The 23,010-nt window shown below is 69.9% G+C and carries 23 protein-coding genes; 18 read left to right on the top strand and 5 right to left on the bottom strand.

The features are described 5' to 3' along the window. Positions 1 to 804 (bottom strand): serine/threonine-protein kinase (locus TN53_RS18340; RefSeq protein ID WP_159038150.1); only part of this gene is annotated, 804 nt, incomplete at its 3' end. Positions 805 to 996: 192 nt separating this feature from the next. Here TN53_RS18340 and TN53_RS18335 point away from each other — a divergent pair. Continuing rightward, positions 997 to 1,710 (top strand): LPXTG cell wall anchor domain-containing protein, encoded by a 714-nt coding sequence (locus tag TN53_RS18335; protein ID WP_046259605.1) that lies wholly within the window; start codon positions 997 to 999, stop codon positions 1,708 to 1,710. A 59-nt stretch (positions 1,711 to 1,769) separates the two neighbouring features. Next, positions 1,770 to 3,053: an FAD-binding oxidoreductase gene (locus TN53_RS18330; protein WP_046259604.1), complete on the top strand. Its 1,284-nt coding sequence runs from the start codon at positions 1,770 to 1,772 to the stop codon at positions 3,051 to 3,053. Here TN53_RS18330 and TN53_RS18325 read toward each other — a convergent pair. Then, a complete protein-coding gene (locus tag TN53_RS18325) occupies positions 3,043 to 3,621 on the bottom strand; it encodes a biotin transporter BioY (RefSeq protein ID WP_046259603.1) in 579 nt (192 codons plus the stop codon). The genes TN53_RS18330 and TN53_RS18325 overlap by 11 nt on opposite strands. Before the next feature lie 271 nt (positions 3,622 to 3,892). Here TN53_RS18325 and TN53_RS49570 point away from each other — a divergent pair, with 271 nt between their 5' ends. From TN53_RS49570 to TN53_RS18285, 9 genes are all read left to right on the top strand, one after another. Next, positions 3,893 to 3,979, top strand: coding sequence for a putative leader peptide (locus tag TN53_RS49570; RefSeq protein WP_353694792.1), 87 nt, complete (start codon positions 3,893 to 3,895; stop codon positions 3,977 to 3,979). 67 nt (positions 3,980 to 4,046) lie between these two features. Then, on the top strand, positions 4,047 to 5,234 hold the full coding sequence (locus tag TN53_RS18320) for an ROK family protein (protein ID WP_046259618.1): 1,188 nt from the start codon (positions 4,047 to 4,049) through the stop codon (positions 5,232 to 5,234). Between the two features lie 180 nt (positions 5,235 to 5,414). Further along, complete coding sequence (locus TN53_RS18315; RefSeq protein WP_046259602.1) at positions 5,415 to 6,482, top strand: ABC transporter substrate-binding protein; 1,068 nt, start codon at positions 5,415 to 5,417, stop codon at positions 6,480 to 6,482. Next, complete coding sequence (locus tag TN53_RS18310) at positions 6,479 to 7,333, top strand: ABC transporter permease (protein WP_046259601.1); 855 nt, start codon at positions 6,479 to 6,481, stop codon at positions 7,331 to 7,333. Before TN53_RS18315 ends, TN53_RS18310 begins: the two co-directional genes overlap by 4 nt. After that, complete coding sequence (locus tag TN53_RS18305) at positions 7,309 to 8,034, top strand: ABC transporter ATP-binding protein (RefSeq protein ID WP_046259600.1); 726 nt, start codon at positions 7,309 to 7,311, stop codon at positions 8,032 to 8,034. The genes TN53_RS18310 and TN53_RS18305 overlap by 25 nt, the downstream gene beginning before the upstream one ends. Positions 8,035 to 8,186: 152 nt before the next feature. Next, positions 8,187 to 9,518 carry an LLM class flavin-dependent oxidoreductase gene (locus TN53_RS18300; protein ID WP_046259599.1) on the top strand — a complete coding sequence of 444 codons (1,332 nt, stop codon included), beginning with the start codon at positions 8,187 to 8,189 and terminating at the stop codon, positions 9,516 to 9,518. An 11-nt stretch (positions 9,519 to 9,529) separates the two neighbouring features. Continuing rightward, positions 9,530 to 10,420 (top strand): TauD/TfdA dioxygenase family protein, encoded by an 891-nt coding sequence (locus TN53_RS18295; RefSeq protein WP_046259598.1) that lies wholly within the window; start codon positions 9,530 to 9,532, stop codon positions 10,418 to 10,420. A gap of 113 nt (positions 10,421 to 10,533) precedes the next feature. Beyond that, positions 10,534 to 11,916: an amino acid permease gene (locus TN53_RS18290; RefSeq protein ID WP_046259597.1), complete on the top strand. Its 1,383-nt coding sequence runs from the start codon at positions 10,534 to 10,536 to the stop codon at positions 11,914 to 11,916. A 103-nt stretch (positions 11,917 to 12,019) separates the two neighbouring features. Next, on the top strand, positions 12,020 to 12,661 hold the full coding sequence (locus TN53_RS18285; RefSeq protein ID WP_046259596.1) for a superoxide dismutase: 642 nt from the start codon (positions 12,020 to 12,022) through the stop codon (positions 12,659 to 12,661). Positions 12,662 to 12,784: 123 nt separating this feature from the next. On the opposite strand, the gene TN53_RS18280 is transcribed toward TN53_RS18285, so the two are convergent. From TN53_RS18280 to TN53_RS18270, 3 genes are read right to left on the bottom strand one after another with little or no spacing between them, the layout of a single operon-like run. Beyond that, on the bottom strand, positions 12,785 to 13,561 hold the full coding sequence (locus tag TN53_RS18280; protein ID WP_046259595.1) for an SAM-dependent methyltransferase: 777 nt from the start codon (positions 13,559 to 13,561) through the stop codon (positions 12,785 to 12,787). Positions 13,562 to 13,573: 12 nt separating this feature from the next. Further along, positions 13,574 to 14,197, bottom strand: coding sequence for a histidine phosphatase family protein (locus TN53_RS18275; protein WP_046259594.1), 624 nt, complete (start codon positions 14,195 to 14,197; stop codon positions 13,574 to 13,576). Next, positions 14,194 to 15,627 (bottom strand): FGGY-family carbohydrate kinase, encoded by a 1,434-nt coding sequence (locus TN53_RS18270; protein ID WP_046259593.1) that lies wholly within the window; start codon positions 15,625 to 15,627, stop codon positions 14,194 to 14,196. The genes TN53_RS18275 and TN53_RS18270 overlap by 4 nt, the downstream gene beginning before the upstream one ends. Before the next feature lie 257 nt (positions 15,628 to 15,884). Here TN53_RS18270 and TN53_RS18265 point away from each other — a divergent pair, with 257 nt between their 5' ends. From TN53_RS18265 to TN53_RS18235, 7 genes are read left to right on the top strand one after another with little or no spacing between them, the layout of a single operon-like run. Next, a complete protein-coding gene (locus TN53_RS18265) occupies positions 15,885 to 17,306 on the top strand; it encodes an ABC transporter substrate-binding protein (protein ID WP_046259592.1) in 1,422 nt (473 codons plus the stop codon). Positions 17,307 to 17,308: 2 nt separating this feature from the next. Then, entirely contained in the window at positions 17,309 to 18,187 is an 879-nt protein-coding gene (locus tag TN53_RS18260) for a carbohydrate ABC transporter permease (protein ID WP_046259591.1), read from the top strand. Next, the gene (locus TN53_RS18255) at positions 18,184 to 19,014 is read left to right on the top strand and encodes a carbohydrate ABC transporter permease (RefSeq protein WP_046259590.1); all 831 of its coding nucleotides are present in this window, start codon (positions 18,184 to 18,186) and stop codon (positions 19,012 to 19,014) included. Before TN53_RS18260 ends, TN53_RS18255 begins: the two co-directional genes overlap by 4 nt. Continuing rightward, positions 19,011 to 20,096, top strand: coding sequence for an ABC transporter ATP-binding protein (locus TN53_RS18250; protein ID WP_046259589.1), 1,086 nt, complete (start codon positions 19,011 to 19,013; stop codon positions 20,094 to 20,096). Before TN53_RS18255 ends, TN53_RS18250 begins: the two co-directional genes overlap by 4 nt. Next, positions 20,093 to 20,923: a DeoR/GlpR family DNA-binding transcription regulator gene (locus TN53_RS18245; RefSeq protein ID WP_046259588.1), complete on the top strand. Its 831-nt coding sequence runs from the start codon at positions 20,093 to 20,095 to the stop codon at positions 20,921 to 20,923. Before TN53_RS18250 ends, TN53_RS18245 begins: the two co-directional genes overlap by 4 nt. Next, entirely contained in the window at positions 20,901 to 21,974 is a 1,074-nt protein-coding gene (locus TN53_RS18240) for an ABC transporter ATP-binding protein (RefSeq protein WP_046259587.1), read from the top strand. The genes TN53_RS18245 and TN53_RS18240 overlap by 23 nt, the downstream gene beginning before the upstream one ends. Next, positions 21,971 to 23,002 carry a 2-hydroxyacid dehydrogenase gene (locus TN53_RS18235; protein WP_046259586.1) on the top strand — a complete coding sequence of 344 codons (1,032 nt, stop codon included), beginning with the start codon at positions 21,971 to 21,973 and terminating at the stop codon, positions 23,000 to 23,002. The genes TN53_RS18240 and TN53_RS18235 overlap by 4 nt, the downstream gene beginning before the upstream one ends. The last annotated feature ends 8 nt before the right edge of the window (positions 23,003 to 23,010 follow it).

Below are 23,010 nucleotides of genomic sequence, written 5' to 3'. Positions count from 1 at the left end.
GGGCGCTGGGAAGGCCACCGGTTGGAGAGCGGTCTCCAGGTCAGCCAGGCCCGGGCGGACATCGGGGTCCTTCTCCAGGAGGGCGGCCAGGATGTCGCGCAACGGGCCTGCCGCGGCGGGGAGTTCGGGCTCCTCGTAGAGGACCGCGTGGAGCGTGGCGAGGGTGGTGTCGCGGGAGAACGGGGAGTGGCCGCCCAGGGCCGCGCAGAGGGTCGCGCCGAGGGACCAGACGTCGGACGGCGGGCCCTGGGGGCGGCCGGAGATGCGCTCGGGGGCCATGTAGTCGGGTGAGCCGACCAGCATGCCGACCATCGTCAGCGCCTTCGCGTCCTGGATCGCCGCGATGCCGAAGTCCGTGAGGACCACGCGGTGTCCGTTCCGCTCCACCAGGACGTTGCCCGGCTTGATGTCCCGGTGCAGGACGCCACGGGCGTGCACCTGGCGCAGTGCCGTCACCAGGCCGACGCCGATTCGGGCCGCCTCCAGGGGGCCGAGCGGGCCGTCCTCCACCATCATCCGTTCCAGGGAGCGGCCGGCGACCAACTCCATGACGATCCACAGACGTTCGCCCTCGTCGACGACGTCATAGATCCGTACGACATTGGGGTGGTCGATCCGCGCCGTGGCCCGGGCCTCGCGCAGCGTGCGTTCCCGGCGGGTGCGCGCGTCCTCCGCGTCGAGGCCGTCTATGCGCATCTCCTTGACCGCGACCTCCCGGTCGAGCATCTCGTCGGCGGCTCGCCACACCCGCCCCATTCCCCCCTGTCCAATGCTCTCGACCAGGCGATAACGTCCCGTCACCAATATCCCGGGAGCCCCACCGCTCCTCGTGTTTCCCGTATTCCCCGGCAATCCGTCACACCCCCTCAACCACGCACCGGTCAACGCCTACTTCAACACAATGGTCACACTTCACGCCGTACCAGCATAGTGCGGAGAAATCTTGTGGTAGCTCTTCAAGTACTGCGAATTCAGGCGCAGCCAAGGGGGACGAACATGAGTTCTCGTCGTAGGACGACCATCGCGGGATCGCTGGTCACGGCATCTTTTTCGGCCGTGCTGATCCTTTCCACCGCCGCCGGCGCGGACGAGGGACCCGGAAGCAGCAAGGGGGGAAAGGCCGTCGACGAGGCACCGGCGGGCGTGAAGCTGACCACGCTGCTGCCCGAACAGATCTCGGTCGACAACAGTTCCGAAAAGACCGATCTCACCGCCACGGTGAAGAACGAGGGGACCAAGGACAGCGGAAAGATCCAGCTTTTGGTCGTCGGCTTCGACGGCCTCACGGTCAATAACGTTCAAGGGTGCTCCTCGATTGCCGAAAGCGATCTACCGGAGGGCTCGAACAGCGGTTTCGCCTGCCCGATCGACAATCTCGCGGCCGGTAAGTCGAAGTCGTACGCCGTGGACGCGACATTCGATCTCGGAAAGACCGGCAAGATCTGTCTGCCGGTGCAGACCGGCGACGGAAAGAAGACGTTCTGGCAGCAGGGCCCGGTTCCGTTCGGTACGACGAACCCGTCGCCGAACGCCCCGGCCACCCCGCTGCTGCTCGGCACCGACAACCAGCCCGTGGGGCCGGGCGGCGACAAGGAGCTGCCCAAGACCGGTCCCGACCGTGATCTGCTCCCGCTGGGGGCGGGGGGCGCGGCGCTGCTGACGGCCGGTGCGGCCGGGATGTGGTGGTCGACGCGGCGCCGGGAGAGCTGACCGACGACGGAGGCATAACCTGACGGAAGCTGTCAGGTTATGCCTCCAGCCTGAGGTGCATGAACAGCCACGCAGCAGAGGAACTCAGCGGGTTCCAGACCGGGTTCACCGTGCGTCCCGCACATGTCTTCGCCGCCGCCTCGGCCGACGACGTCATCGCCGCCGTGCGCCACGCCGCCGCCGAGCGGCTGCCGGTGACCGTCCAGGCCACGGGGCACGGGCTGCCGGGCCCGGTGGAGGGCGGCGTGCTCGTCTCGACGCGGCGCATGGACCGGGTGAGCGTCGACCCTGTCGAACGCACCGCCCGCGTCCAGGCCGGGGTCCGCTGGGGCCAGGTCGTCGAAGCCGCCGCACCTCACGGGCTCGCCCCGCTCAACGGCTCCGCGCCGGGCGTCGGCGCCGTGTCGTACACGCTGGGCGGCGGACTCGGCATCCTGGCACGGGAGTTCGGGTACGCGGCCGACCACGTCCGCTCCCTCGACGTCGTCACGGCGGACGGGCGGCTGCGGCAGGTGACCCGGGAGTCCGCGCCCGACCTGTACTGGGCGCTGCTCGGCGCCGGGCACGGCTTCGGTGTCGTCACCGAGCTGGAGATCGGCCTCGTCCCCGTGCGGACGCTGTACGGCGGCTCGCTCGCCTTCGACGGGCGTCAGGTCGATCCGGCGGCCGTGCTGCGAGCGTACGAGGCGTGGACGCGGACCGTACCGGACGGGCTGACCTCGTCCTTCGCGGCCGTACCGTATCCGGACCTGCCGGCGCTGCCGCCGCACCTGCGCGGGCGGTACGTCCTGTCCGTACGGGTCGCCCACACGGGCGCCGACGGTGAGCGACTCGTCGCCCCGCTGCGGGAGGTCGGGCCGGTGCTCGCCGACTCACTGCGGGAGATGCCGTACGCCGAGAGCCACACCATCCACAGCGACCCGGACTTCCCGCACGCGTACTACGGGGACAGTGCGGTGCTGGGCGAGTTCGACCTCGCGACGGCCGGTGAGGTGCTCCGGCGTACCGGGCCGGGCGCCGGCGCCATGACCGTCGTACAGATCAATCATCTCGGTGGGGCGCTCGCCGCGGCCGCGCCGAACTCCGTGCCGTGGCGCGAAGGGCGGTTCCTGGTAAGGCTGTTGACCGTGGGGGAACGGGCGAAGGCCCAGGAGGTCCTCGATCCGGCCTTCGCGCTGCTCGCGCCCGTGACCCTCGGGCGGGCGGTCAACTTCGCGTTCGGGGCCGGGGATCGGAGCGAGGGGTTGTACGACGAGGTGACACGCAAGAGGCTCGCCGGGCTGAAGTCGCAGTACGACCCGGCGAGCCTCTTCCCTGACCACGTCAGCGGTTTCAGCGGTTGACGAACTTCCAGGTCGTGGGCAGCAGGCCCATCGCCAGGGCGGCCTTGAGGGCGTCACCGATCAGGAACGGAGTGAGGCCGGCCGCGATGGCGGCGGAGGCGGACATGCCGGTGGCGAGGGCCAGGTACGGGACGCCGACGGCGTAGATGATCGCCTCGCCGAGCAGCATCGCGCCCGCCGTGCGCCACACGGAGCGGTCGGCGCCGCGGCGGGCCAGGGCGCCGACGACGGTGGAGGCGAGGATCATGCCGAGGATGTAGCCGAAGGAGGGGGCCGAGCCGCCGGAGGTGGCGCCCGCGAACCACGGCACGCCCGCGATGCCCGCGAGCGCGTACAGCGCGAGGGAGAGGAAGCCGCGGCCCGCGCCCAGCGTCGTGCCGACGAGCAGCGCGGCGAAGGTCTGGCCGGTCACCGGAACCGGGGAGCCCGGCACGGGCACCGAGAGCTGGGCGGCGAGGCCGGTGAGCGCGGCGCCGCCGAGCACGAGCGCGACGTCCCGGACACGGGAGGCCGGCAGCAGGTCGGCGAGGACCTGGCCAGGACGGACGGGGGCGACGGCGGTGCTCATGGGGACTCCGCGAGGGTATGAACGGCGGGGGACATCGCGACGCTATCCCGGCACTCGCACGCTGATCACCGTCAGCGCTCGACAAAGGCTGGAGCCGCGACTTGGTGGGCTCCAGACAAAGGGTGGTGGTTACACCGGGTAGGACGTGACACCGGTCACTGAGGCCGGGACGTTTCACTCACGTGTCGAGTGTGAACGGCATCTGTAGGGTCCCACCAAACAGGGCATCGCACTCTGGCCTGATCCGGCCGACACCCCTACCCTTCGAGCCATGGTTGCCCAAGCCCTCACCCTCACGTCGCGTCGCCACGTCGACCTGCGACGAGTGAGCGCGGCCGCCTGTCGCCGCCCCGGGTGAGGCGGCTCCGGCGCGCCTCCCCTTCCGTGACGGCGCAGTGTCGGAACCGCTCCCGAGGATGATCGCCATGCCCACCACCCTTGCCAACCCCATCTCGCGCGCCTCCGATGCCAACCGGCGGCGCACCAGCGCCAGTGTCGTGCTGCGCTCCGTGCTGGAGCACGGGCCGGTGGCGCGCTCCACCATCGCCCGGCTCACCGGGCTCTCCCCCGCCTCGGTGACCGACTACTGCGCCCGGTTCGCCGGGCTCGGACTGATCCGGGACGCCGCCGTGCCCCGGCGGTCGAACGGTGTGGGGCGGCCTCATGTGCCGGTCGACCTGGACTCCTCGCGTTTCGTCATGTGCGGCGTCCATGTGGCGGTGCCCCACACCACCGTCGCGCTGCTCGATCTGCGGGGACGCGTGGTGGCCTCGCGGGAGCTCAGGCACGAGGGCGTCACCGAGCCGGGGCGGGTGCTGGCGCGGGCCGCCGACGGGCTGGGCGCGCTGCTCGCCGGGGTGCCCGGATGCCGGCCGCTCGGCGTCGGTTTCGCGGCCGGCGGCTGGGTGGACCAGGAGGCCGGCACCGTCGTCGAGCACCAGCTGCTGGGCTGGCGGGATGTGCCGGTGCGGGAGCTGATCGGGGCGCGCACGGGGCTGCCGGTCCATGTGGACGGGCACGCGCGGGCGTTGCTCAACGCGGAGCGGCTGTTCGGGCGGGCGCGCGGCAGCCGGAGCGTGCTGCACCTGTTCGTCGGCAACGTCGTCGACGCCGCGTTCGCCACCAACGACGAGGTGCATCACGGGCCGCGTTCGCAGGCCGGCGCGATCGCCCATCTGCCGCTCGGCGGCACGCGGAGGTGCGGGTGCGGGCGGGTCGGCTGCCTTCAGGTCGAGCTCAGCGAGCGGACACTGTGCGAGCGGGCGCGGGCGGCGGGCGTCATGGCCGGGGTGAACCCGATGCGTCTCGTGAAGGAGGCGGCGGGCGGAGATCCGGTGGCCGCACGGCTGCTGGTGGAGCGCTCGCGGATGACGGGGCGGGCGGCCGGGCTGCTGCTCGACATCCTCAACCCGGAGACCGTCGTCGTCACCGAGGTCGGCGCGATCCATCGGGCGGACTGCCTCTCCGCGCTGCGCGAGGAGGTGGGACCCGAGCGGGCGGCGGCCGTGATCCCGACGAGTTTCCCGGATTCCGTGCTGGCGGTGGCCGGCGGTTCGGTGGCCCTCGACATGCTCTACCGGGATCCACTGGCCGTGTCACCTGAGCGGAATTAATTCAGAAACTCCGAATATTGACACGGGTTCCGCACAACCGGGAGCATCTTGTTCATGAGCCCTCACCTGCACTGTCGCGCCTTCTGTTGCTGACACGTTGCCCCGTGTGACGCGCTCATTTCTGCCGCGTGAATTTATTTCTCCACGCTTTTCTCATGCACCAGTTCAGGGAGTCCTCCCATGCCTTTTTCCCGTACGTCCGGCATAGACCGGCGACTGTTCCTGACCTCACTCGTGGGCGCCGCGGCCGGTGTCGCGGGGCTCAGCGGCTGCGCCGAGTCCAGCGCCGCCACCGGTGACAAGGGTGCCTCGACCGCCCCGCTCGCCGCCAAGGTCCCGGCCGGCACCGGCCTGAAGGTGTCCTCCTTCTCGAACACCCAGCAACTCCAGTTCAAGCTCGCCAAGTTGGGCGAGCTACCTTTCAAGGTGTCGAGCTGGGTGAATGTCGCCGCCGGCCCCGATGTCATCAACGCCTTTCGCGCCGAGTCCCTGGACCTCGCCAACAATGCGGGAATTCCGCCGATCCAGGCGCACTACCAGGGCTTCGACGCGAAGATCGTCGCGATCAACATCACCCGGAAGCCGAATTACGTCTTCGCCACCAAGCCCGGCAGCGACATCCGTTCCGTCGAGGACTTCCGGGGGAAGAAGCTCGCCTTCTCGCAGGGCCAGGCCCAAGGTGTCGTGCTGCTGCGGGCGTTGAAGAAGGCCGGCCTGAAGTACGACGAGGTGAAGCTGGTCCCGCTGACCAGCAACCAGTTCCTCACCGCCCTCCAGTCGGGCCAGGTGGACATCGCCCCGCTCGGCAACACCCAGTCGCCCGCCTATATCTCGCAGTACGGGTCCAAGGGCGCCCGGCTCGTCACGACGGACGTCGTCGACCTGCTCAACCTGCTGTGGGCACCGGCCGCCGTGCTGAACGACGAGGCGAAGGCGGCCGCGGTCGCCGCCTACATCCCCTTCTGGGCCAAGGGCCAGGTCTGGGCGTACGAGAACCCCGACATCTGGAACGAGGAGTTCTACGTCAAGACGCAGAACCTGACCCTCGCACAGGCGCAGGGCATCACCGCTCTCGCCAACAAGCCGCTGTTCTCGCCGAGTTGGGACGAGGCGATCCGCTGGGAGCAGGAGACCGCGGATCTGCTGGCGGAAGGCGGGTTCGTGAAGAAGTTCGACGTGTCCTCGCTCTTCGACCACCGCTTCGAGGGCATCGCCGCGAAGTCCGTATCAGAGGAGTACCGGAAATGAGTGCTGTGACCACGACGGCGACGGCGACGACGGCACCGGTCGTCGCGGAACCCTCGAAAGCGGTACGGCGGAAGCGGCGGGGTCTCTCCCCAGGCCGCCGCCTGCCGGCCAGCCGGCTGATCGGCCCCGCCCTCCTGCTCGCACTGTGGGCCGCCGCCTCCGCCGCGGGGCGGCTGGACCCGGCCGCGATCCCGGCGCCCTGGACGGTGCTGGAGACCGGTGCCCACCTGTGGACGGACGGCACCCTGCGGGGCGACATCCTCACCTCGCTCCAGCGCGCGGCCTCCGGGTTCGCGATCGGTCTCGTCGCCGGGGTCGCCCTCGCGCTGGCGGCCGGGCTGAGCCGGGTCGGGGAGGCGCTCATCGACGGGTCGGTGAACCTCAACCGGGCGATCCCGACCCTCGGTCTGATCCCGCTGTTCATCCTCTGGCTGGGCATCGGCGAGACCTTCAAGATCGCCATCATCGCGATCGTCGTCTACATCCCGATCTATCTGAACACCCACGCCGCGCTGTCCGGTATCGACAGCCGGTTCGTCGAACTCGCCGAGGTGCAGGGGCTCAACCGGTACCAGTTCATACGGCAGATCGTCATCCCCGGCGCACTGCCCGGATTCTTCGTGGGACTCCGGCTCGGTGTCACCGGCTCCTGGCTCGGCCTGGTCGTCCTCGAGCAGATCAACGCCACCAGCGGACTCGGCTACATGATGTTCCAGGCCCAGAACTACGGCCAGTCGGACGTCATCCTCGTCGGACTCGTCGTCTACGGCATCTTCGGACTCGCCTCCGACAGCACGGTCCGCTTCATCGAACGGAGGGTGCTGTCATGGCGACGCACACTGAGCAACTGACCCGGCCGGCCGTCCGACTCCGGGGGCTGACCCGGTCGTTCGACGGGCGGGTCGTCCTCGACGGGATCGACCTCGACATTCCCGCCGGGCAGTTCGTCGCCTTGCTCGGGCACAGCGGGTCCGGCAAGAGCACGCTGCTGCGGGCGATCGCGGGGCTCGACCACGAGGTCGTCGGCAGCGGTCAGCTCGCCGCGCCCGAGCGGGTGTCGGTCGTCTTCCAGGACTCGCGGCTGCTGCCGTGGCGCCGGGTCCTGGACAACGTACTGCTGGGGACGGACGGCGAGGACAAGGGGCGGGCGGCTCTCGAGGAAGTCGGGCTGAAGGGGCGGGAGCGGGCCTGGCCCAACGAGTTGTCCGGGGGTGAGGCTCAGCGGGCGGCGCTTGCGCGGTCGTTGGTGCGGGAGCCGGAGTTGTTGCTGGCCGATGAGCCGTTCGGGGCGTTGGACGCGCTGACGCGGATCAGGATGCATGCGCTGCTGCGGGAGTTGTGGGAGCGGCATCGGCCGTCGGTGTTGCTGGTCACGCATGACGTGGATGAGGCGATCGTGCTGGCGGATCGGGTGCTGGTGCTGGAGGAGGGGCGGGTCCGGGTCGATCTGGCGATCGAGCGGCCTCATCCGCGGTCGTATCGGGATCCGTTGCTCGGGGAGTACCGGGAGCGGTTGCTCGCGGCGCTGGGGGTGACCGAGGACGTGGGGTGAGCGGCGGGTTTTTCTCGCCCCCGCCGCCCCTACCCGTCCCATCCCCAGGGGCGCTGCCCCTTCGACCCCGCTGGGGCTCCGCCCCAGACCCCGATCGGCCCGAAGGGCCTCGTCCTCAAACGCCGGACAGGCTGAAATGCAAAGGACCCCCTATGACCCGCCAACTCCATCTCAACGCCTTCCTCATGAGCACCGGGCACCACGAAGCCTCGTGGAGGCTGCCCGAGAGTGATCCGTATGCCCATGTCGAGCTGGACCACTACGTCAGGCTCGCGAAGAGTGCCGAGCGTGGGACCTTCGACTCGCTCTTTCTGGCCGACGGGCCCCAACTGTGGGGGAACATCGCCCAACGCCCCGCCGGTGCTCTGGAGCCGCTCACCCTGCTCACCGCGCTGGCTACGGCCACCGAGCACATCGGGCTGATCGCGACGGCGTCGACGTCGTACAACTCGCCCTACAACCTGGCCCGTAAGTTCGCCTCGCTGGACATCATCAGCGGTGGCCGGGCGGGCTGGAACATCGTCACCACCGCCGGGGCGGAAGCCGCCCGGAACTTCGGGCTCGATGCCGAGCCCGCACACGCCGAGCGGTACGCCCGTGCCGCGGAGTTCCTGGATGTCGCCCTCAAGCTCTGGGACAGCTGGGAGGACGACGCGATCGTCGGCGACAAGTCGGCCGGTGTGTGGGGTGATGACGGCAAGATCCATCCGCCCCGGCACCAGGGGACGTACTTCAGTGTCGAGGGCGCCCTCAACGTGCCGCGCTCGCCCCAGGGTTACCCGCTGCTCGTGCAGGCGGGGTCGAGCGAGGACGGGAAGCGGTTCGCGGCGCGGTACGCGGAGGCGGTGTTCACCGCGCAGCAGACCCTCAAGGACGCTCAGGACTTCTACTCCGACCTCAAGGCCCGTACCGCGGCGGCCGGTCGGGATCCCGAGCACATCAAGGTACTGCCCGGGATCGTGCCCGTCATCGGGTCCACGGAGGCCGAGGCGCGGGCGGCCGAGCAGGTGCTTGAGGACCACATCGTGTACACGCACGGAGTGGACCGGCTGGAGCGACTGCTGCAACTGGAGCCCGGCCGACTGGAGTTGGACTCGCGGCTGCCTGCCGATCTGCCCTCCGAGGATGCCGTCGAAGGGGCCAAGAGCCGGTACACCCTCATCGTCGAGCTCGCCCGGCGGGAGTCCCTCACCGTGCGGCAGCTCGTCGGGCGGCTCGGCGGCGGGCGCGGACATCTCACCTTCGCGGGGACGCCCGAGCAGGTCGCGGACGCGATCGAGCAGTGGTTCACGCTCGGTGGCGCCGACGGCTTCAACATCATGCCGGCCGTACTGCCGTCCGGCCTCGACCTCTTCGTCGACCACGTCGTCCCGATCCTGCGCGCCCGCGGCCTGCTCCGCGAGGAGTACGGACCGCGCCGGACCCTGCGGGAGCGCTACGGCCTTCCCCGCCCCGCCAACCAGTACACCGCCACCCTGGTCTGAGAGGACATCCCATGAGCATCGAGATCACCAAGGTCACCGCCCACATCGGCGCCCGCATCTCCGGCGTAGACATCGCCAAGCCGCTCGACGAGGAGACGGTCACCGCCCTGCGCGAGGCGCTGAACGCCCACAAGGCGCTCGTCTTCGACGAGGTGAACCTGGACGACGAGGGCCAGCAGGCCTTCGCCGGTCACTTCGGCGACCTCACCACCGCCCACCCGACCGTGCCCGCCGTCGACGGCGCGGCGAACGTGCTGCCCGTCGACAGCGAGCAGGGCAGCGCCAACCACTGGCACACGGATGTCACCTTCGTCCTCAACCCGCCGCAGGCCAGCACACTGCGCAGCATCACGCTCCCGCCGTACGGCGGCGAGACCCTGATCGCCAGTTCGGCGGCCGCCTACCGCAGCCTGCCGGAGCCGCTGCGGCAGCTGGCCGACACCCTGTGGGCCGAGCACACCAACGACTACGACTACGCGGTCCCGGCAGAGGACATCGACGAGGTGAAGGCCGCCCAGCGCGCCCGGTTCACCTCGATCAAGTACCGCACCGCCCACCCCGTGGTCCGCGTCCACCCGCTGACCGGCGAACGCGGGCTGTTCATCGGCGGGTTCGCCCAGCGGATCGTGGGCCTGTCGGTGGGCGAGTCCCGCACGCTGCTCGACCTGCTCCAGTCGTATGTGACCAAGCCGGAGCACATCCTGCGCCACCGCTGGTCCGAGAACCAGCTCGTGCTCTTCGACAACCGCATCACCCAGCACTACGCCGTCGACAACTACGACCGGCAGGCACGCCGTCTGCACCGGGTGACCGTCGCCGGTGACATCCCGGTCGGAGTCGAGGGCAAGGAGAGCTACTCGGTGGAGGGGGACGCGTCGCACTACACCAGCGTGGCGGTGTGATCACGGTCCGTACCTGACGCGTCCGGATACTGGGCGGCCTCTCCTTGTGACCGGAGCGGCCGCCCAGACTGTGGGCGTTTTTGCCCGTCTCACGCACTGGACGAATCGCGCCCATGCCCAGCACCACCTCCGTCGAGGCTTCACAAGAGCCGGACGTCTCCCTCTCCCACGGCCTCAAGCAGCGCCATCTGTCGATGATCGCCCTCGGTGGTGTCATCGGCGCGGGTCTGTTCGTGGGCTCCGGCGCGGGTATCGCCGCCGCCGGGCCCTCGATCGTCGTCGCCTATGTCCTCTCCGGTCTCCTCGTGATGCTGGTGATGCGGATGCTCGGCGAGATGTCGGCCGCGTATCCCTCCTCGGGTTCCTTCTCCGCGCACGCCGAGCGCGCGATCGGACCCTGGGCCGGCTTCACCGCCGGATGGTCCTTCTGGATCCTGCTCTGCACGGCCGTGGGCCTGGAGGGCATCGGCGCGGCGAAGATCGTGACGGGCTGGCTGCCGGGGACGCCGGAGTGGGCCTGGGTGGCGCTGTTCATGGTCGTGTTCTGCGCGACGAACCTCGCCTCCGTGAAGAACTTCGGTGAGTTCGAGTTCTGGTTCGCGGCGCTGAAGGTGGGCGCGATCAGCCTGTTCCTTGTGCTGGGCGTCCTGGCGATCACGGGCGTGCTTCCGGGTACGGACTCGCCGGATGCGTCGAACCTCTCCGACTTCCTGCCGAACGGCAGCGAGGGGCTGGTCATCGGCATCCTCGCCTCGGTCTTCGCGTACGGCGGTCTGGAGACGGTCACCATCGCGGCGGCGGAGTCCGAGAACCCGGTCAAGGGTGTGGCGAGCGCGGTCCGTACCGCCATGTGGCGCATCGCGCTCTTCTACATCGGCTCGATGGCGGTCATCGTCGCGCTGGTCCCGTGGGACTCGGCCGCGGTCGTCGAGAAGGGTCCCTACGTCGCCGCCCTCGACTCGCTCGGCATCCCCGGGGCCGGCCGGCTGATGAACGTGGTCGTCCTCGTGGCGCTGCTCTCCGCGATGAACGCCAACATCTACGGCTCCTCGCGCATCGCCTACTCCCTGGTCGCGCGCGGCCAGGGCCCGAAGGCGCTGGGCAGGGTGTCGTCCGGGGTCCCCCGTATCGCGGTGCTGGTCTCCTGCGTCTTCGGTTTCGTCTGTGTGCTGCTCAGCTACTGGCGCCCGGACGACGTCTTCTCCTGGCTCCTCAACATGATCGGTGCGGTGATCCTGGTCGTGTGGGGCTTCATCGCGGTCTCCCAGCTGCGTCTGCGGGGGCGGCTGGAGCGCGAGGCGCCGGAGCGGCTGACCGTGCGGATGTGGGCGTTCCCGGTGCTGACGTGGGTCGCCATGGCGGGGATGGTGGCGATCTTCGTGCTGATGGCCCGGGAGGCGGACACGCGGGTGCAGCTGTACTTCACGGGTGGGATGACGCTGTTCCTGGCGGCGGTCGGCTACACCTGGCAGCGCAGGCGCGCCACGGCGAGCTGACGCCCCGACCGGCCACATGCCCCCGTGTCGATCACACGGGGGCTTTTTGCTGCTAGCTTGTTATTGCAAGCTAGTTGCAACAAGTTTTTGAGGGGACCCCTTCATGCCCGTCTACACGCTTCCTGAACTGCCCTACGACTACGCCGCACTCGCCCCCGTGATCAGCCCCGAGATCATCGAGCTCCACCACGACAAGCACCACGCGGCGTATGTGAAGGGTGCGAACGACACGCTGGAGCAGCTGGCGGAGGCGCGGGACAAGGAGTCGTGGGGGGCGATCAACGGGCTGGAGAAGAACCTGGCGTTCCATCTGTCCGGGCACATCCTGCACTCGATCTACTGGCACAACATGACCGGTGACGGCGGCGGTGAGCCGCTGGCCGCGGACGGTGTGGGTGACCTCGCGGACGCCATCACCGAGTCGTTCGGATCCTTCGCCGGATTCAAGGCCCAGCTGACCAAGGCGTCCGCGACGACGCAGGGTTCGGGGTGGGGCGTGCTCGCCTACGAGCCGCTCAGCGGCCGCCTGATCGTCGAGCAGGTCTACGACCACCAGGGCAACCTCGGGCAGGGCTCGGTGCCGATCCTCGTCTTCGACGCCTGGGAGCACGCCTTCTACCTCCAGTACAAGAACCAGAAGGTCGACTTCATCGAGGCGATGTGGGCCGTCGTCAACTGGCAGGACGTGGCCCGGCGTTACGAGGCCGCGAAGTCCCGCGCGGATGTGCTGCTGCCGGCTCCGTGAAGCGCGTATGACGCGTGACAGTCGTCCTGCCTCGTGATCGTCTTCTCAACCTTCACCGGCAGGCGGAATGACGGAAGCCCCCGCGAGGACGTGACTCGCGGGGGCTTCCTGGCGCACCTCGGGTCAGGGCTTGCGGCCCACACCGCCGTGCTGGCCGATCGGCGTGGGAGTCGCGTCCGTGTCCGGGCGCCACAGGGGCACGGACACGATGCCCGGGTCCACCAGCTGCAGACCCTCGAAGTACCCGGTGATCTGCTCGACCGGGCGCAGGAAGTACGGGACGGCGCCGGTCTCGTTGTAGGCGTCCTGGGCGTGTTCGTAGTCCGGGTCGGTGCCTCTGGAACCTTCGTTGAGCGAGAGGTAACTGCCCGAGGGGAGGCCGGCCAGGAGGCGGGTGACGAGGTCGCGGGCCTGGTCGTAGTCGGTGACGTGGCCGAGGATGCCGCTCATGATCAGGGCCGTCGGCCGGGTGAGGTCGAGGGTCCTGGCCGCCGCCTCCAGGATGCGCTGGGGGTCGTACAGGCTCAGGTCCTCGTACGCCGTCACGCCCTGCGGAGTCGAGGTGAGCAGGGCGCGGGCGTGGGCGAGGACGAGCGGGTCGTTGTCGACGTAGACGATCTTCGACTCGGGGGCGCTGCGCTGGGCGACCTCGTGGGTGTTGTCGACGGTGGGGAGCCCGGTGCCGACGTCCAGGAACTGGCGTACGCCCGCCTCCTCCACCAGGTACCGGATGCTGCGGCCGAGGAAGGCGCGGCTGCTGCGGGCGATGGTGACGATGCCGGGGAAGACGGCGGTGTAGGCATCGCCGGCCGCCTCGTCCACGGGGTAGTTGTCCTTGCCGCCCAGCCAGTAGTTCCAGATGCGGGCCGAGTGGGGCACCGAGGTGTCGATCTCCGTCATGGGCCCATGGTGCTACGGCTCGCCCTGCTCGCACGGCACATTGAGGGAGAGAAGTGCGGTGGAATCGTCGCTGGTCACACGGAGTTCGGTGACCGCCGCGTTGCGTAGCCGAGGGAACACCCTCCGGTAGTCGCTCAAGGGGATGTGCAGCAGTTCGCACAGCACCAGACGGAACAGGGTGTTGTGGGCGACGACCAGGACACGTCCGCCCGAGTGAGCGGCCGCGATGCGGCGCAGGGCGACCGCTCCCCGGGCGCCGGCCTCCACAGGGTTCTCGGCGCCGGGGAACGGGTGCGCCACCGGGTCGGCGCGGAACGCCTCCGCCGCCTTCGGGTCCTGTGCCGCGAACTCGGCGAGGGTACGGCCTTCCACCACCCCGAAGTCGCATTCGCGCAGGCCGGGTTCGCGGTACGGGGTGAGGCCGAGGGCGTCGCAGGCGGGCTGTGCCGTGATGACGGCCCGGGAGACCGGGGACGTCCAGATCGCGTCGACCGGGTGCGCGGCGGCCCACCGGCCCAGCGCCGCGGCCTGCGCCCGGCCCTCGTCGGTGAGGGCCACGTCGCTCACACCCGCGTAGCGGTTCTCGGCGTGCCAGACGGTCTGGCCGTGGCGGGCCAGCAGCAGGGTCGTGCTCATGAGTCCGCAGTATCCAGGGTGAGGCGGCTGTGCGCGTGTGCCGCGACGGGTTCCGGGAGCCAGCCGCGGGCGGTCAGTTCGCTCACGAGCCGGGCGTACGGCTCCGCGAACAGGGCCGTGCGGTCGGGGCGTGGTTCCACGACCGTACGGATGCGGACCATGCCCTCGGCGATGTCCGGCAGCGCCTCGCCGGTGACGCCGTGGGCCGCCAGCACCGCCATTCCCAGGGCCGGTTCGGTCTGTTCCGGGATCCGGGCCGGTCGGCCCAGGACGTCGGCGCGGAGCTGGTTCCAGTACGGGCTGCGGGCGCCGCCGCCGGTGAAGGCGAGGGGGCCGTCGAGGGGGGCGCCGAGGTGGTGGAGGTAGTCCAGGCAGAGGCGTTCCGCGAAGGCGACGCCCTGGAGGAGGGCGGCCCACAGGTCTGCGTCGCCCGCGGGTTCGCCGAGGACCAGGGCGGTGGCCTGCGGGGCCAGGAAGGGGAAGCGCTCGCCCGGGGAGACGAGGGGGTAGGCGATCGCACCGGCCGGCTCGTGCGCCGCGGCCCGCTCGTCCATCGCCGCCGGATCCGCCCCCACGAACGCCGCCGTGAGCACACCTGCGCCCACGCTGGAGGCGCCCCCTGGCAGCCAACTCCCGTCCGGCGCACGGTGGTTGTAGACGATTCCGGTGGGATCGTGGACGGGGACGGCGGAGGCGCCCTTGAGGACGAGGGTGGTGCCCAGCACGGAGTTCCAGGAGCCCTCGCGCAGAGCGCCGGACGCGATCTGGGCCGCGCAACCGTCGGTCATACCGGCGATCACGGGGGTGCCGGCGGGGATGCCGGTGGCCTCCGCGGCGGCCGGACAGACCTCGCCGAGCAGGGAGCCGGGGCGGACCACGTCCGGCAGTCCGGGGGCGCCGGGGACGTCGGGCCAGGCGTCGGCCGTCACGTCGTAGGCCGTCTTGAGGGCGTGACTGGAGTCGGTGGGAACGGGGTGGCCGATCAGGCGGGCGGTGATGAGGTCGGGCTGGTGGGCGACGGTTCCCCGCCCATGGATGCGGGCCAGCCACAGCGCCTTCGGCAGCCCCCAGGTGTTCTGCACCGCGAGGCCCGCCGACCGCAGCCGCTCCGCCTCGGCCCAGGCCCGGCCGTCGTCGTACATCAGCGCGGGCGTCACGGGCCGTCCGGCGGGGTCCGTCAGCAGTACGGTCCCGGAGGTGCCGCACACCGCGAGGCCCGCGATGCGCCAAGAGCCGTTCCCGAGCGCCGCACCGGACGCCGAGCGCACCGCCGCCCACCACTCCCCCGGATCCTGCTCGTGCCGCGGCCCGTCGCGCCGCCCTTCCAGCGGGGCCGTACCGCTGCCCAGGACCGCACCGCCGGCGCCGACGACCAGGACCCGCACGCTCTGCGTACCGAGGTCGATCCCGAGCCATGCCTCCTGCGACATCCCGGCCTCCCGCACATCGCACACCGTGAACTTCTCACTCTGCCCTGAGATTTACCCGTGCGCGAGGGATTGACGGCCATCTTCCGCCGTTACACCCTCTGTTATCGAGTCAACTCGACGTGTTAGCCACGGCTTGCCGCACGCTGCCGACGCGGGGCCTGCCGACCGACCGGCCTTTCTGCCGGGGGTCCGGGGGTTGTCCCCCGGGTAGACGCAGCGCCCCATGCACCGGACCCAGCCCCACCTGGAGGTCACGGATGGACACGCACGCGCACGACCGCCGACGTTTCCTCGCGCTCGGCGCCGCCCTGGCCGCCGCCCCCGTCCTGTCCGCCTGCGGTGCCGGTTTCGGCGGGGACGAGGACAAGGGGGACGGCTCGGCCGCGGACGACGTCACCGGCTCCTTCGACTGGAAGCGCGAGAAGGGCACGACCGTCAAGGCGCTGCTCAACAAGCACCCTTACACGGACGCGCTCATCGCCGACCTCAAGGCCTTCACCGAGAAGACCGGCATCAAGGTCGAGTACGACGTCTTCCCCGAGGACAACTACTTCGACAAGCTCACCGTGGATCTCTCCAGCGGCCGCGCCTCCTACGACGTCTTCATGCTCGGCGCGTACATGGTGTGGCAGTACGGGCCACCGGGCTGGCTGGAGGATCTCGGGCCCTGGATGCGCAACTCCGCGGCCACCGGCGCCGAATGGGACCAGGCGGACTTCTTCCCCAACCTGCTCCAGGCCGACCAGTGGTCGCTGAAGGCCGGTGCTCCGCTCGGGCAGGGCGGGCAGTACGCGCTGCCGTGGGGGTGGGAGACGAACGTCGTCGCCTACAACACCGAGGTGTTCAGGAAGCTCGGCCTCCGACCGGCCGAGACCTTCGAGGAGTTGCGCGAGATCGCGGGGGTCATCAAGGACAAGGCGCCCGGCGCCGGGTTCGACGGCATGTACGGGATCGCCGTCCGCGGCTCCCGCAGCTGGGCCACCATCCACCCGGGCTTCATGACCATGTACGCCCGCAACGGCCTGCGCGACTTCACGGTCAGCGGTGAGAAGCTCACACCCGCCATGAACACCCCGGAGGCGATCGCGTTCACCGAGGACTGGGCCGGCATGGTCAAGCAGGGTGGTCCGCCGTCCTGGACGTCCTACACCTGGTACCAGTGCTCCAGCGACCTCGGCGCGAAGAAGGCCGGGATGCTCTTCGACGCGGACACGGCCGCGTACTTCCAGGCCGTGAAGGGCGCCGGCCCGGCCTCCGGGAAGATCGCCTTCCATCCGGGGCCGAAGGGGCCGGACGGCTCCCTCGCCACCAACATGTGGATCTGGTCGCTCGGCATGAACGCCAAGAGCAAGAAGAAGAGCGCCAGTTGGCTCTTCCTCCAGTGGGCCACCGGCAAGGAACACCTGCGCAGGAGCGCGATCACGCACAACCACATCGATCCGGTACGGAAGTCGGTCGCCGACGCCGCCGCGTACAAGGACAAGATGAAGGGCCTGCCCGGCTTCATCGAGACCTTCGAGACCGTGGTCGACCAGACGAAGATCCAGTTCACTCCGCAGGCGCAGTTCTTCGACGCCACCACCAGCTGGGCCGCGGCCCTCCAGGAGATCTACGGCGGCAAGAGCGCCGAGTCGGTGCTGAACGGTCTGGCGGGCGACCTCGCCGACAAGGTGGACTAGCCATGCGGCTCGCCCTGCGCCCGTACGTTCTGATCGTCCCCGCCCTGCTCCTGACCTGCGGGATCCTCTATCCCTTCGGACTCGGGCTGTACTACACGCTCTTCGACTTCTCGGCGAGCAAACCCCAGCCCGACATGGTGCGGTTCGAGAACTACCAGACCGTCTTCACCCAGGACGCCTTCTGGAACTCGGCCTGGGTGACGGTGCTGTACGCGGTCGGCGCGGCCGCCGCCGAGACGTTCCTCGGGGTCGCCGTCGCCCTGCTGCTGCACCGCTCGTCGATCGTCGGCCGGGTGCTGGAGAAGATCCTGATCCTGCCCCTGATGATCGCCCCCGTGATCGCGGCGATCATCTGGAAGCTGATGCTGCAACCGTCGGTGGGGGTGATCAACTACCTGCTGAAACCCTTCGGCCTGGGGGGAGTTCAGTGGACGGACACCCCGACCGGCGCACTGCTGTCGTCGATCGCCGTCGACGTCTGGGTCTACACACCGTTCGTCGCGATCCTCGCCCTCGCCGGACTGCGGTCGCTGCCGACGTCCCCCTTCGAGGCGGCGGCCGTCGACGGCGCGAGCTGGTGGTACACCTTCCGGCGGCTGACCCTGCCGATGCTGTGGCCGTACGTCCTCGTCGCGGTGATCTTCCGGTTCATGGACTCGCTGAAGGTGTTCGACATCATCTACGCCCTCACCGAGGGCGGCCCGGGCGACTCGACGGTCGTCCTGCAGATCAGGGCGTATCTGGAGGCGATCCGCTTCCAGCGGTACTCCTTCGGGATCAGCTACACGATCGTGCTGTGGGCCGTGGTGTACCTGGCCGCGATGGTGCTCGTACGCCATCTCGGGAAGATCCAGCACAAGGCGGCGGAGGCTCACAAATGACCGTGCGCAAGCGACTGTCGGGCTGGCTGGCGGATGCCGCCCTCATCCTCTACTTCGTCTTCGCGCTCTTCCCGATCGCCTGGATGCTGATCCTGTCGCTGAAGCCCACGAACGAGCTCTTCAGCACCTACTTCTCCTTCTCCCCCACCCTCGACGGCTACCGCACGGTCCTCGGTGACAGCGAGGGCATCCCGTTCGTGCGGTTCTTCGTCAACAGTCTGGTGGTGTCGCTGGGGGCGGTGCTGCTGTCGCTGCTGGTCGGACTGCCGGCGGCGTACGCGTCGGCGCGATGGCGGTTCAAGGGCTCGGAGAACCTGATGTTCACCCTGCTGTCGTTCCGGTTCGCCCCCGAACTGACCGTGATCATCCCGCTGTTCGTGCTGTACCAGAAGCTCGGGCTCTTCGACACGTACGTCGGCATGATCTGGGTGCTCCAGCTGGTCACCCTGCCGCTGATCGTGTGGATCATGCGGTCCTACTTCGCCGATCTGACCCCGGAGCTGGAGCAGGCGGCCCTGCTGGACGGCTACACCCGCAAACAGGCCTTCTTCAAGGTGGCCCTCCCCCTGGTCAAGCCGGGGGTGGCGGCCGTGTCGCTGCTCGCCTTCATCTTCGCCTGGAACAACTTCGTCTTCCCTCTCATCCTCACCTCCAACGAGGCCCAGACCGTGACCGTCGGCGCGCTGTCCTTCCTCGGCGGCGACCGTCCCAAGTACAACCTCACGGCAGCGGCAGCCCTGGTCTCCGTCGTACCGCCGCTGCTGCTCGCCCTGACCATCCAGCGGTATCTGGTGCGGGGGCTGTCGTTCGGGGCGGTGAAATCGTGATCGGGCTGCGCGGGATCAGAAAGACGTACGGCAGGGTCACGGCCCTCGACGGGCTCGAACTGGAGGTCCAGGAGGGCGAGTTCTTCTGTCTGCTCGGTCCGTCGGGGGCGGGTAAGACGACGACGTTGAAGACCGTGGCGGGGTTGGAGCTCCCCGACGCCGGGACGGTCGAGATCGACGGCAAGGACATGCGCGACGTCGAGCCGTACGACCGTGGCGTCGCGATGTGCTTCGAGAGCTACGCCCTCTATCCGCACAGGTCGGCGTACGACAACCTCGCCTCCCCGCTCCGCTCGCCCCGGCACCGCCTTCCGGCCGCCGAGGCCCGCGAGCGGATCGGCGCGATCGCTGAACTCCTCGGCATCAGTGGGCTACTGGATCGGCCAGTCGGCCAGTTGTCCAATGGTCAGCGGCAACGCGTGGCCCTCGGTCGCGTGCTGGTCCGGCCCGCACGCGCCTTCCTGTTGGATGAGCCACTCAGCCACCTCGACGCCAAACTCCGCCAGCAGATGCGGGCCGAACTGAAGGCGATCGGGGCGGTACAGCGCACGACGACCCTGTACGTCACCCATGACTCCGTCGAAGCCCTGGCGCTCGGGGACCGGATCGGGGTGATCCGGGAGGGGCGGATCGTGCAGACGGGGACGCGGGAGGAGATCTGGTACCGACCCCACGACACGGAGGTGGCGCGGGCGTTCGGGCGGCCACGGATCAATCTGCTGCCGGGGACCGTGACCGAGGACGGGGGTTTCCGGTCGGCGGACGGGAAGGTCGAGCTGCCGCTGTCGGTGAAGGCCCCGGCGGGGACGGCTGTCCTCGTCGGTGTCCGCCCCAGGGACATCGCCCTGAACGGCCAGGGCCTCGAACTCACCGGCACCGTCTACGTCACCGAGGTTCTCGGCCGGGCCGTCGAGGTCACCGTGCGCCTCGGCGAGCAGCACGTGTCCCTGGTGGCGCCCCGGGCCGACACCACCGGGCTGCGTCCCGACGATCCGGTGCGGCTGACGGTCCGGCCTGAGAACCTGCTGCTGTTCGAGGCCGACCGGCCGGAGCGCCCAGGACGACGGATCGGGAAACGATGAGTGCCGGCAACACACAGCAGGGCCCCGCGGCCCGCCAGTCCGCCATGGCCGAGCAGGTCCTCGCCGACGGCTCGGCGACCGCGGCGGAGCTCGCCGAGCGGTTCGGGGTGAGCCTGATGACGATCCACCGGGACCTCGACGAGCTCGAACGGCAGGGAATCGTACGGAAGTTCAGGGGTGGCGTTACCGCTCAGCCGTCCGGGGTCTTCGAGTCCAACGTGCAGTACCGCCTGAAGGCCATGCGGGCGGAGAAGGCCGCCGTCGCCGACCACGCGCTGGGGCTCATCGAGCCCGGCATGGCGATCATGCTGGACGACTCCACCTCCACCCTGGAGATAGCCCGCAGACTCCGCCTGGGCGAGATCACCCCGCTCACCGTCGTCACCAACTTCCTGGAGGCGCTCAACCTCCTGTCCGACCAGCGCGGCATCCATCTGATGGCCCTCGGCGGCGACTACGACCCCCTGCACTCCTCCTTCCTCGGCGTCTCCTGCGTCGAGGCGGTCCAGTCCCTGCGCGTGGACGTCTGCTTCGCGTCCACGTCGGCCGTGCACGGGGGGTACGCCTACCACCAGGAGCAGCACATCGTGTCGGTGAAGCGGGCGATGCTCGACTCGGCCGCCCGCAACGTCCTGCTGATCGACCACACCAAGCTCTCCCGGACCGCCCTGCACCGCGTCGCCCCCCTCTCCCGCTTCGACCTGGTACTGGTCGACGACGGGGCGCCTGCGGACGCGCTGCGGGACCTGGACGAGCACAAGGTCCGGTACGAGGTCTGTGCGACGAACGCGACGAGGGGCGGCGATGACCCAGCTGGAGCTACGTGAGCTGCGCAAGACGTACCGTTCACGGGGACGCCCGGCCGTGGACGCCGTACGGGGCATCGATCTCGCCCTGCGGTCGGGGGAGTTGCTCGGGCTGCTGGGCCCGTCCGGGTGCGGCAAGTCCACCACGCTGCGGATGATCGCCGGTCTGGAGACGGTCACCGGCGGGGACATCCTGGTGGACGGGCGGTCGGTGATCCAGAGCCCCGCGCAGGCCCGCAACATGGGCGTCGCCTTCGAGAACTACGCGCTGTATCCGCCGCTGACGGTGGCGGAGAACCTGGCGTTCGGGCTGAAGGCGCGGCGCCGCGCCGCCCGCGGGGACGTCTCCCGGAAGGTGGCGGACATCGCCGAACGGGTCGGTCTGACCGGCCTTCTCGACGCCCGCCCGGCGGGCCTGTCCAGCGGCCAGAAGCAGCGCGTGTCCCTCGCCCGCGCCCTGATCCGCGAACCGGACGTCCTGCTCCTGGACGAACCGCTCTCCCATCTGGACGCTGCCCAGCGCGACACCACGCGCCGCGAACTCAAGCGCATCCAACGGGACCTGGGCCATACGACCATCCTCGTCACCCACGACCAGGAGGAGGCGCTCTCCCTCGCCGACCGGATCGCCGTGATGAGGGACGGTGTGATCCAGCAGCTGGGCACGCCGTACGAGATCTACGACAGCCCCGCCAACGTCTTCGTGGCCGACTTCGTCGGCGAACCCGCGATCAACCTGCTCAAGGGCATCGCGACCGACGACGGCCGGGCCCGTCTGTCGGAGTCGGTGCGGATCGCGCTCCCGGTACCGGTGGCGGCGGGCCGGGAGGTGGTGGTCGGGATCCGTCCGGAGGATCTGCGGCTGTCCGGGGGCGAGGGCCTGTCCGCGCGGGTCGTGGCCCACGAGCCCCTTCTGGAGTCGGGCATCGCGACGCTGGCCCTGGAGGACGTGGAGCTGGTCGTCCTCACCGACCCGGAGGTGCGGCTGGCCCACGGCGACGACGTCCGCGTCACCGCCGACCCGGACCTCACCCATGTCTTCGACGCCGAGACGGGAGACTCCCTGCGATGAGCGAGATCCTGCGGATCACGGCAGCCGGCGACCACTTCGTCCTGCCGGGCCTGATCGCCCGCGCGGTGGCCGACGAGGTCGTCGAACAGTCCGTGGAGGTACGTGAGTTGACGCTCGGCTGGCCTCGGGAGCCGTTCGGGCCGGTCGCGGAGGTCATGGAGGCGAGCGACGCCGAGGTGGAGCTGATCGAGGCACTGTCCGGTGCGGAGGTGCTGGTCACGCAGATGGGCCCGGTCACCGAACGGGTCCTGGCCGCCTCGCCCTCGCTGCGCCTGGTGGTCGTCTGCCGGGGCGGTCCGGTGAACGTCAACCTGGAGGCGGCCAAGGCGCACGACGTCCGCGTCTGCTTCACCCCCGGGCGCAACGCCGCCGCCACCGCGGAGTTCACCGTGGGCCTGCTGCTGGCCGCTCTGCGCCGTATCCCCCAGGCCCACAACCTCCTTGCGGGACAAGGGAGTTGGGAGGGATCTACGTACTACACCTACGAGAACAGCGGACTGGAACTGGAGGACCTCCCCGTCGGGCTCGTCGGCTACGGCGCGGTGGGCAGCCGGGTCGCCCGGGTGCTCTGTGCCTTCGGTGCGCAGGTCATGGTCCACGACCCCTACGTCCGCGGCGAGATCCACGGCCTGCGGGTGGCGTCCCTCGACGAACTCCTGCGCAGGTCCCGCGTGATCACCCTGCACGCCCGTCTGACCGAGGAGACCCGGGGCCTGATCGGCGCCCGTGAACTGGCCCTGCTCCCGCCGGGCGCGGTCGTGGTCAACGCGGCCCGCGGCCCCCTCCTGGACGAGGAGGCACTGTGCGACGCGCTGCAGAGCGGACGGTTGTCGGCGGCGGCGCTGGACACGTACGCGAGGGAACCGGTGCCGGCGGACTCACGGCTGCTGGGGCTGGCGGAACAGGTGGTGATGACCCCGCATCTGGGCGGGGCCTCGCGCGCGGTGGCGGAGAAGGCGGCACGGATCGCCGCGGAGGAAGTGGGCCGCTGGCTGCGCGGGGAACCGCCGGCGCACTGTCTGACCTGAGGCACGAG

The organism is Streptomyces sp. WM6386 (assembly GCF_000972385.1).
In the GTDB taxonomy this organism is placed as follows: Bacteria; Actinomycetota; Actinomycetes; order Streptomycetales; family Streptomycetaceae; genus Streptomyces.
This window is presented reverse-complemented; position numbering and strand designations above follow the sequence as displayed.